This is a genomic window from Mesorhizobium sp. P3_A9 (genome assembly GCF_056402975.1).
Genome location: NZ_JBFUGJ010000029.1, coordinates 26607 through 36151 on the forward strand (window position 1 = coordinate 26607; position 9545 = coordinate 36151).

11 protein-coding genes and 1 other RNA gene are annotated in these 9545 nt (G+C 62.2%); 3 read left to right on the top strand and 9 right to left on the bottom strand.

Features of this window, described 5'->3' with window-relative positions:
* Nucleotides 1-77: 77 nt before the first annotated feature.
* On the bottom strand, nt 78-596 hold the full coding sequence (locus AC1DX0_RS07580; RefSeq protein ID WP_477222010.1) for a dihydrofolate reductase: 519 nt from the start codon (nt 594-596) through the stop codon (nt 78-80).
* On the bottom strand, nt 596-1615 hold the full coding sequence (locus tag AC1DX0_RS07585; protein WP_477354899.1) for a DUF4424 domain-containing protein: 1020 nt from the start codon (nt 1613-1615) through the stop codon (nt 596-598). Before AC1DX0_RS07585 ends, AC1DX0_RS07580 begins: the two co-directional genes overlap by 1 nt.
* A 184-nt stretch (nt 1616-1799) precedes the next feature.
* Between AC1DX0_RS07585 and cobF the strand changes: the two genes are divergently transcribed.
* The gene (gene cobF / locus AC1DX0_RS07590) at nt 1800-2576 is read left to right on the top strand and encodes a precorrin-6A synthase (deacetylating) (protein ID WP_477222008.1); all 777 of its coding nucleotides are present in this window, start codon (nt 1800-1802) and stop codon (nt 2574-2576) included.
* A 162-nt stretch (nt 2577-2738) separates the two neighbouring features.
* Here cobF and AC1DX0_RS07595 read toward each other — a convergent pair whose 3' ends face one another.
* The 4 genes from AC1DX0_RS07595 to modA form a co-directional block, all read right to left on the bottom strand.
* Entirely contained in the window at nt 2739-3080 is a 342-nt protein-coding gene (locus AC1DX0_RS07595; RefSeq protein ID WP_095202221.1) for a winged helix-turn-helix domain-containing protein, read from the bottom strand.
* A gap of 93 nt (nt 3081-3173) precedes the next feature.
* Nucleotides 3174-4286, bottom strand: a complete 1113-nt coding sequence (gene modC / locus AC1DX0_RS07600) for a molybdenum ABC transporter ATP-binding protein (protein ID WP_477222007.1) — start codon at nt 4284-4286, stop codon at nt 3174-3176.
* The gene (modB, locus tag AC1DX0_RS07605; RefSeq protein WP_477354902.1) at nt 4283-4987 is read right to left on the bottom strand and encodes a molybdate ABC transporter permease subunit; all 705 of its coding nucleotides are present in this window, start codon (nt 4985-4987) and stop codon (nt 4283-4285) included. Before modB ends, modC begins: the two co-directional genes overlap by 4 nt.
* Before the next feature lie 20 nt (nt 4988-5007).
* Nucleotides 5008-5802, bottom strand: a complete 795-nt coding sequence (gene modA / locus AC1DX0_RS07610; protein ID WP_477354905.1) for a molybdate ABC transporter substrate-binding protein — start codon at nt 5800-5802, stop codon at nt 5008-5010.
* A 159-nt stretch (nt 5803-5961) separates the two neighbouring features.
* Here modA and AC1DX0_RS07615 point away from each other — a divergent pair, with 159 nt between their 5' ends.
* Nucleotides 5962-6171 (top strand): TOBE domain-containing protein, encoded by a 210-nt coding sequence (locus AC1DX0_RS07615; protein ID WP_477222004.1) that lies wholly within the window; start codon nt 5962-5964, stop codon nt 6169-6171.
* Between the two features lie 7 nt (nt 6172-6178).
* On the opposite strand, the gene AC1DX0_RS07620 is transcribed toward AC1DX0_RS07615, so the two are convergent.
* Nucleotides 6179-6973: a thymidylate synthase gene (locus AC1DX0_RS07620; protein ID WP_477222003.1), complete on the bottom strand. Its 795-nt coding sequence runs from the start codon at nt 6971-6973 to the stop codon at nt 6179-6181.
* A 357-nt stretch (nt 6974-7330) separates the two neighbouring features.
* A complete protein-coding gene (locus AC1DX0_RS07625) occupies nt 7331-7642 on the bottom strand; it encodes a DUF2853 family protein (protein ID WP_477222002.1) in 312 nt (103 codons plus the stop codon).
* Nucleotides 7643-7811: 169 nt separating this feature from the next.
* Here AC1DX0_RS07625 and ssrA point away from each other — a divergent pair.
* Nucleotides 7812-8172: a transfer-messenger RNA gene (gene ssrA / locus AC1DX0_RS07630) on the top strand.
* Between the two features lie 103 nt (nt 8173-8275).
* On the opposite strand, the gene AC1DX0_RS07635 is transcribed toward ssrA, so the two are convergent.
* On the bottom strand, nt 8276-9301 hold the full coding sequence (locus tag AC1DX0_RS07635) for an alpha/beta hydrolase family protein (protein ID WP_477222001.1): 1026 nt from the start codon (nt 9299-9301) through the stop codon (nt 8276-8278).
* Nucleotides 9302-9545: the final 244 nt, after the last annotated feature.

A 9545-nucleotide genomic window follows, 5' to 3' on the forward strand; every position in this document is an offset into this window, starting at 1 on the left:
AACGCGATGCCCCGCCGACATCATCCGTTTTGGGCCTGTCGCGACCCTTTGTCGTCTTTCAATACCTTTTTTGTCTTTCAATGTATCTCGCGGCGGCGCTCGTAAACCGAATAGCGCGTTGCGTGACTGTCCTTTTCGCCGGCCGGAACCTCCAGAGAACTGACGACGCGCCATGTCTGAGGGTCGATCGGCGGGAAATGCGCATCGCCGTCGACGGCGGCCAGCACATGGGTAACGTGCAGCCGGTCGGCCAGCGGCAGCGCCTGGGCATAGATTTCGCCACCGCCGATGACGCAGACCTCGTCCACGCCAGCCATGCAGCGTCCGCGCACCGTTGCCAGCTGAATCGCGGCCTCCAGCGTATGGGCCACCTCGACGCCCTCGGCGCGCCAGGCCTTGTCGCGGGTGACGACGAGGTTCAGCCGGCCCGGCAGCGGACGGCCAATGCCTTCATAGGTCTTGCGGCCCATGATGATGGGCTTGCCCATCGTGTCGGCCTTGAAGCGCTTGAGGTCGGTGGAGAGCCGCCAGGGCAATCCGCCGTCCCGCCCGATCACACCGTTCTCGGCGATGGCGACATAGATCGCGACATGCATCAGTTCGCGTCTCCGCCATTGCTGTCCGACGGTTCGAGCAGCAGGATGTCGATATCATGCTCGGGATAGAAATCTTTCGCGGTCATCTCGAAACTCGTCGGCCCGACCTTTTTGACATTGTCGCCGCAGAACGAGACCATCGCTTTTGGATTACCCTTGTCGACGGTCAGCTTGAACTTGCCGATGGTGCCCGCCGCCCAGTTGCCGCCTGTTGTCAGTATATAGGCGATGCGGCTTTCGTAATATTTCGGGTAACCGTCCGGATTGTCCTTCGCCGCCTTGCGCACCGCGTTCTCGAATGTGCCGTCCATGCAGTAGCGTGTCTTGTATGTCGCATACTGCCCCTGAAACTGGCCATCGTAGAAGAAGCTGACCGAGGACGTGCCGCCGACGCTCGGCTTGTAGCGGTGCGAAACATGGACGTCCTTGTTGGCCGGAAAGGTCGAGCGCCACCAATAGGTCGAGCGCAGCTGCCACCATGGCGCATAGGACGGTGTGGCGCTTTGGTCGCTTTCGCCTTGCGGGTCCTCGATGATGATGCCGCGGTCGACCCAGTCGTCGGCCACCGCCTTTGGCAGCTTCGCCAGCGCCGCCTTGGCCGCGTCGCCGAACGGGTTGAACGGCACGTTCTGCGCCTTGAGGTCGGCGCTGATGTCGATGCCGAGCGCGAACACCTTCTGCTCGAGCTCAGGCTTTGCCGGCGCGCCGTCGATCGTCACCTCGAAGCCGAGGAAATTGTCACTCTGGTTTTCAGGGATCGCCGGCATCTCCTCGGGGTCGCCTGAAATGTCGGGCATCGGGAAGGCGAYGATCGCGTCGACATCCCGATCGGTGTTGTTGTGGAAGACGTAGTCGACCGTCACCTTTTCAGGCGAAATGAAGAGATCCTCGCTTTGCATCGCGACGGCATCGCTGCGCGACAGGATCAGGCCGCCGGTGCCGAGCTCGGCAACCGAATCGTTGGCCAATGCGGGTGCTGCCGAAAGCGCCAGCGCCGCAGTCAGAACATATCGCAACATCGAAGCCCCCTCGGCTGGAATGCCTGGACGACCCTAGCCGTTTCAATGTGGCGTTTCAAAGCCCTTCCGTCTCACGGGACCGTCCGGACGGTCTGGACACGCCGGCAGCGGTCTGGACACGCGAGCGGTCTGGACACGCAAGCGGTCTGGACTAACAGGTTCCGATCGGGCAGGAGTTCGCCCCATGCGCAAGCTTCTCGTCATCGGCATCGGCGCCGGCAATCCCGACCATATGACAGTTCAGGCCATATCAGGCCTGAACCGCGCCGATGTGCTGTTCATCCCCGACAAGGGCGCGAAGAAGAACGACCTTGCCGAATTGCGGCGCGAGATCTGCGACCGCTTCGTCACCAACCCGAAATCGCGCCGCGTCGAATTCGACGTACCGGTGCGCGCCGAACCGACATCCTCCTACCGTTCGACTGTCGACGACTGGCACGAAGCCATCGCCGCCATCTACGAGAGCCTGATCCGCGACGAGATTGCGGAGAATGGCTGCGGCGCCTTCCTGATCTGGGGCGATCCTTCGCTGTACGACAGCGCACTGCGTATTCTCGAGCGGGTGCGCCTGAGAGACAATGTCGCCTTCGCGCTGGAGGTCATCCCCGGCATCACCGCAGTCCAGGCGCTTGCCGCCAGCCATAAAATGGCGCTGAACCGTATCGGCGATTCCATCCTGATCACCACCGGCCGCAGGCTGACTGAAGAGGGTCTTGCCGAAAATGTCGGCAGCACGGTCATCATGCTCGACGGCAAATGCGCCTTCAACACGCTGGCCGACCAGGATGTCGTCATCCATTGGGGCGCCTATCTCGGCACCCCGGACGAGATTCTTGTCTCGGGTCGCCTCGGCGATGTTGGCGAAGAGATCGAGAAAGTGCGTGAGGAAGCCCGCAAGAAGAAGGGCTGGATCATGGACACCTATCTGCTGCGCAAGCCTGGCGAGCCGAAAGAGAATTAGTCCCTTTGTGGCGCCAACGCTGAGATCGGCTCGAAACTCGTCCCGATGAGGTGAATAGCGTGAATTTCGAGAACCGCAGCGGAGCGGACATTAAAGTCCGTGAGCACCGGAAGCGCAGAAATTCGCGCTAGTCGCCCGTCGGGGTAGAGTTTCCAGTCGATCTCACCCGGCGTCGATCTCCGCCTGCAATGCATCCATATGCGTCGCTGCCGCGGCGGTGGCAGCGCGCTCGATGGCACGAAAACGGCTGACCACGGCCAGGCCGATGGCCGTCAATTGCGCGCCGCCGCCCTTGCGGCCTCCGGTCTGCGCCGCCACCAGCGGCTTGCCGAACACCCGGTTCATGTCCTCGACCAGATCCCAGGCATGCTTGTAGGACATCTCCATGCCGCGCGCGGCGGCCGAGATCGAGCCGAAGGTGGCGATGTGCTCCAGAAGCTCGATCTTGCCAGGACCGATCCGCCCGTCTGGATCGAGATTTATCCGCAAGCTCAGAGACGGCATTTTTGCTTCTCCGCGGTCATGTCCGCCTCCATGTTAGAGCTTCTTGCGCGATACCGCTATTCCAAAACGATATAGCGTCGATTGCCGAATGCATCAGCCATCGACCTCGAGCGGCAGGCCGGCGCCGGTGTTCGCCCGGTCGAAGCTCACTGTCTTGACCACCGCGAAAACCTTGCCGCCGAGCCGCAGCTTCAGCGCATGCCGCGACTGTTCAGTGATGCGGGCAAGCACCGTTGCGCCATTGCAGTCGATGCCAATCTCAACCGCCGGCCCCTCGCCCGGTCTGATCGCGACGATCGTGCCGGGCAGGATGTTGAGCGCGCTGAGACCCGTGGGTTTCTCCGTGGCGATCATCACATCGCGGGCGCGGATGCGGATACGCACGCGAGCCCCGGTCTTCATCGCAAGGCGCGGCACGCGGATCTCGCCGGCGGCCGAGTCGAGCACGGTCATGCCGAACACCTCGTCGTGACGCTGCACTTTCGTGTCCAGCACCGCGCCGCCCTCGCCGCGTTCTTCCGCCGGCAGCAGGTCGAGCCTTTGCATCACCGCCTCGGTCGGACCACTGGCGACGACCTTGCCTTGCGCCAGCATCACCACGTCGCTCGCCAGCCGCGCCACCTCGGCGATCGAATGGCTGACATAGACGATCGGGATCTTCGTCTCGTCGCGCAATCGTTCGATATAGGGCAGGATCTCGGCCTTGCGCGCCTCGTCCAGCGAGGCCAGCGGCTCGTCCATGAGCAGCAGTTTCGGGCTGGCCAGCAGCGCCCGGCCGATCGCSACGCGCTGCTTCTCGCCGCCCGACAGCTTTGCCGGCCGCCGGTTGAGCAGCGGGCCGATGCCGAGCAGGTCGACAACMGAATCCATCTCGGCGTAACGCTCCGCCGCCGGCGTGAACCAGCGGCCGTAGCGCAGATTGCTGGCCACGCTCATATGGGGAAACAGCCGCGCGTCCTGGAACACAATGCCGATGCGGCGTTTGTGCTTGGGCACGAAAATGCCGGCGCTTGTGTCGACCAGCACGCGACCGTCGACCTCGATGCGGCCCTTGTCGGGCCGGATCAGCCCGGCGATCATGTTGATCAGAGTCGTCTTGCCCGAGCCGGACGGCCCGAACAGCGCGGTGAGCCGCCCGGCGCTTTCGAAGCGGACGTCGATGGCGAAATCGCCAAGCCGATGGCTGATGTCGACGAGGACGCTCATTCGATGTCCATCCGCCGGCCGACGCGCCGCGCCAGCACTTCCGAGGCGACCAGTGCCGCCATCGAGATGACGATGGAAATCAGCGTCAGCCGCAGCGCACCTTCATCGCCGCCCGGCACCTGCGTAAAAGTGTAGATCGCCGAGGGCAGTGTCTGCGTCTCGTTGGGGATGTTGGAGACGAAGGTGATCGTCGCGCCAAACTCGCCCATCGCCTTGGCGAAGGCCAGGATTGCGCCGGCGATCAGCCCGGGCAGGATCAGCGGCAGCGTGATGGTGGCGAACACCCACAAAGGATTGGCGCCGAGCGTTGCCGCCGCCGCCTCCATCTTGCGGTCAACCGCCTCGATCGACAGCCGGATCGCCCGCACCATCAGGGGAAAGCCCATGACGCCGCAGGCAAGTGCCGCACCGGTCCAGCGAAACGAGAAGACGATGCCGAAATGCTCGGCCAGGAAAGCACCGGCCGGACCGCGCTTGCCGAAGGTCAGCAGCAGCAAATAACCGGTCACYACMGGCGGCAGGATCAGCGGCAGGTGCACCASSCCGTTGAGCARSGTCTTGCCCCAGAATTGTCCGCGGGCGAGCAGCAGCGCGATCAGGATGCCTGGCGGCAGGCTGAAAAGCATCGCCACCGTCGCCACCTTGATGGACAGCCGGACCGCATTCCATTCGTCGGGAGTGAGGTCCAGCAGCCAGGTCATATTGCGATGTCAGACCCTGTTCAGTTGCTTGGCGTCAGCACGGTAAAGCCCTGGTCCTTGAAGAGCGCGCCGGCCTTGGCGGACTGCAGGCATTTTAGGAAAGCCGGCGTATCCTTGTCCTTTGAATCGGCGGTCTGGGCAACCGGATAGATGATCGGCGGRTGCGAATCYTCSGGGAAGGTGCCGAYCACYTTSACGCCYTTKTCGGCATGCGCGTCRGTGGCRTAGACGATGCCGAGMGCGGCYTCGCCKGTCGARACCAGYTTGAGYGCCGCGCGSACRTTYTCSGCCTGCGCCACCTTGCCCTCGACCGAGGACCAGACGCCGAGCGATTCCAGTGCCGCCTTGCCATACTTGCCGGCCGGCACCGCCTTGAAGTCACCCATGGCGAGCTTGCCGTCACCGACCAGCTTGGCGAGATCAAAACCCTTTTCGATCTTGGTTTCAACCGTCGAACCCTTCGGCGCCACCAGCACGATCTCGTTGCCGAGCAGCTTCAGCTCGGTGTCGGGCTTGGTCAGCTTCTTGTCGGAGAGATATTTCATCCAGTCGAGGTCGGCCGAGATGAAGACGTCAGCCGGTGCGCCACCCTCGATCTGCTTGGCGAGTGCGGAACTCGCGGCATAGGAAACGGTCGCGGCTTCGCCGACATCGGCCTTGCAAGCCTTGTTCACCGCATCGAGCGCGTCCTTGAGGCTGGCCGCTGCGAACACCACGACCTTGTCTTCCGCATGAGCGGCCGGCACCGCCGCCATCAACGTCGCCGCAAAACCGCTAATGGCGATCGCCCTCAACCCGAAACCTTTGCGCGTCATCGAAAACTCTCCCTGGTTTGAAATCCGTGCGGCTCGAAGCCTGCCGATCGATATATCCGCATGGATATAACAAGGGAAGGCCCGGCAGCTTGCGAAAACGTCTTTGCCCCGTCGATTGTTCTGGTAAGACGAGCGGGAAACCCTGGAATGGAGAGCCCAATGAAGATCAGTGCCCGCAATGTCCTCAAGGGGACGATCACCGAGATCGTCAAGGGAGCCACGACTTCGCATGTCAGGATCGACATTGGCGACGGCGCCATCGTCACCGCCTCGATCACCAACGAGGCCGTCGCCGACCTCAAGCTCGAAAAGGGCAAGCAGGCCTATGCCGTGGTCAAGGCCTCGGACGTGATGATCGGCATCGACTGAAGCTTACTCAGACGGCGATGGGCGCCTTGATGCTGGCATCGGCGACGTAGTTTTCGAGCCGGAAATCCTCGAAGCGGAAGGCGAACAGGTCCTTCACCTCCGGGTTGATCCACATCGTCGGAAGCGCCCTCGGCGTACGCTGCAACTGCTCGCGCGCCTGTTCGAAATGGTTGGAGTAGAGATGCGCGTCGCCCAGCGTATGGACGAAATCGCCCGGCTTCAGCCCGGTCACCTGCGCCACCATCAGCGCCAGCAGCGCGTAGGACGCGATGTTGAAGGGCACGCCGAGGAAGATATCGGCCGAACGCTGGTAGAGCTGGCAGGACAGCCGGCCCTCGGACACGTAGAATTGGAACAGGCAGTGGCAAGGCGGCAGCGCCATGGCTTCCACCTCGGCCGGATTCCAGGCTGAAACGATCAGCCGCCGCGATTGAGGATTGCGGCGTATCTCCTTGAGAAGATTCGCGATCTGGTCGATCGAGCCGCCATGGCCATCCGGCCAGGAACGCCACTGYTTGCCRTAGACCGGGCCGAGGTCGCCATTCTCGTCGGCCCATTCGTCCCAGATCGAAACGCCGTGGTCGGTCAGGTACTTGGTGTTGGTGTCGCCTGCCAGGAACCACAGGAGTTCATGGATGATCGACTTCAGATGCAGCTTCTTGGTCGTGGTGACCGGAAAGCCCCGCGCCAGATCGAAGCGCATCTGGTAGCCGAAGACGGAGCGCGTGCCGGTGCCGGTGCGGTCGCCGCGATCGGCACCGTTGTCCAGCACATGCTGCAGGAGGTCGAGATACTGGCGCATCGGTTCCGGCTCGATTCGAGAGTGCAGGCATTATAGCTGCCGGGCGGGCAGCAGAATACAGCAAAACTGCGTAAGCGACGCTTGCCCCACCACTCTTTCCGGCGTTTGCGCCGCCCCTCATTGCCCTGCCGGGCATTTCTCCCCGTAAACGGGGAGAAAGAGGCTGGCTCGCCGCCGCTGCATTTCTTGCAAAAGGTGGCGATTGGCGAAATCGCCCAAAACAGCGTCCTTCTCCCCGTTCACGGGGAGAAGATGGCGGCAGCCAGATGAGGGGCAGCGCTGACGCGCGATGAAGTGAAAAACAGAGCTGAGGCGGCTATCCCGCCGCACCAGCCTTCGCAAACTGACGTGCGACCGTCAAAGCGAGCCGAGTTTGCCCAGATCCTTGGCCACCAGGTAATAGAAGGTCACCCGGCCCTTGCTGTGATCCGCGGCCATCGCCTTGCAGGTCTTCTCGATCGCGGCATCGGCTTTCGCCCCGTCGCTGACGCCGAGCTTCTTGGCCACCCAGCTCTCCTTGACGCGCTCGAGCTCCTTCGGGTCGGTGCAGGATACCAGTGAGGAATCGCGGTTTCTGAGCGCGATGCCCAGATGCTTGACGATCTTTTCGACCACGTCGGCACTTGCACCGGCGTCGTACTTCTTCACATCCGCAAGATAGTCGGCCATCAAAATTCCCCTCGTCGGCGCCACGGATCCGATCGATGAGGGCTGTGGCGCGCTTCGCAATCTGTGCGCTAGGTCGGTAACTCCTCACCGCTGGCAAAGCTTGAGTTGAGACCGCGCCCAAGTCAACCCTCGGCGTCGCAATTTGACCTGAGCGACAAAGCACCATTGCGGCCTTTCATTTCTCACGCCAGCCCCCTATATTCGTTTCGTCGGCTCGACCGACTATGGCGATAAATGGGCGATGTAATAAGCCGTTCGGACCCGGGGGCGGTACCCGGCGCCTCCACCAAAAGCCGCTGTTTAGAGCAGAGCGGTTTTTGATGGGGGCGAAATAGGATCGACGAAGGTGTAAAGATCGTACTTTTGCCCGGCATGGTACCACCGTCATCGGGCTAAACCTGTAGTTGCAAACGACAACTATGCGGAAGCACGTCTCGCTGCTTAATGCAGTGCGATAGCTTCAAATCAAGTCCTAGGGGTTCGCACTTCTAGGCGGGGTTCGGAGGTACCTGGCAACAGAAACCTCCACTTCTCCCCCTCATTCAATCTGCGTTATCCTGCGTTTCGTACTGGCCGAGGCGGGATTGGCTCGAAAGGCCGGATAGTCCGGCCCTTCCATCTGTGAGCAGCTGCCTATTGCACCGATGTTTCCGCGGCTCCCGCTCTGGGCGCATTTGCGCCTTGCGTCTGTATCCGATCGTCGACCAGATGCTGGCGGAAGAATGCGAGTACGTCTGCATCGAACGTCTTGTGGAAGGCGACCCGATCGAAACCGGGTCTATCGATGCAAAGGTCCGAGGCCTTGCCAGCGCCCTTGTGACATGACGCCAGGAACGAGAAATGCACGGCGTTCGGCACCACGTGAAAGTCCGGCGTCTGCGGCAGCAGTCCAGCCAGCAGCTTGACATCGGCAGGCGATACACCGTCGCCGCCGAACTGCGAACTCCAAATCTGGAGCGGCACCTTGACGTCCTTGGCACTGTCGGCGGTCTGGAAAACAACGCTCAAGGGATCCGCAACCACGATTGCGCGGACGCGGGGATCATGGGTCAGCGATTCCGGCGGCACTTGCTTGCGCACGGGCGGGCAATCGGTGGCGGTGGCATCCGAACAGCGCGGCGGCAGCTTGTTGAAATCCGGATTGGCGCCGCCGATGACAAGGCCGGTATAGCCGCCTTGCGAAAATCCGTAGAAGCCGACGCGCTGAGGATCGATTCTGGCCGAATCCGCCGAGCTGCCGAGCATGAAATCGATGGTGCGTTTGATATCGACCGGACGCTGCCTCAGCACGCCCAGGCCATTGGCCTGGCTCATATCGGCATGGTTCGCGTGCGGATGGTTGATGGCAACGACGACAAAACCGGCATCCGCGAGCGTCTCGGCCATATCGTGGAGATCAAGATACCAGCCGCCATAGCCATGTGAAATGACGACGAGCGGCAATCTCTCGCCGACGATGGGGCAGTCGAGCACAGCCGGAACGGTAGACTTCTTGACCTTGACCTCGCCGGGCGGGCTGGCGCAAGGCGACCACATGGCAGCATCGATTGCCGGCCCGGCGGCATCCGCCGGAATCTGGATGAATTTCAATCCAGCGGCATGAGCTGTCGTCACGGCCAGACTTGCCAGGGCGGCAAGCAGGAGCTTCTTCAAACGCATTTTCCTGTCTCCGATGTTCAAACAGATTCGTGTTTTCGGACTGCGGTCTGACCCACCTTCCGGCCGCATAGAGTGTGATGAGAAGTGTAATCGCTGGTGCGTGTGCGCGCCGGCCTTGCGGCCGTTCAGGGCACCGTCTCGACCCTGCCGCTGCCGCTGACGTGGGAATTGATCTTCGGGTTGCCGTGGACTTGCACGTTGCCGCTGCCCGACACGCGGATGTCGGCCTGGTCCTGCGGTGCGA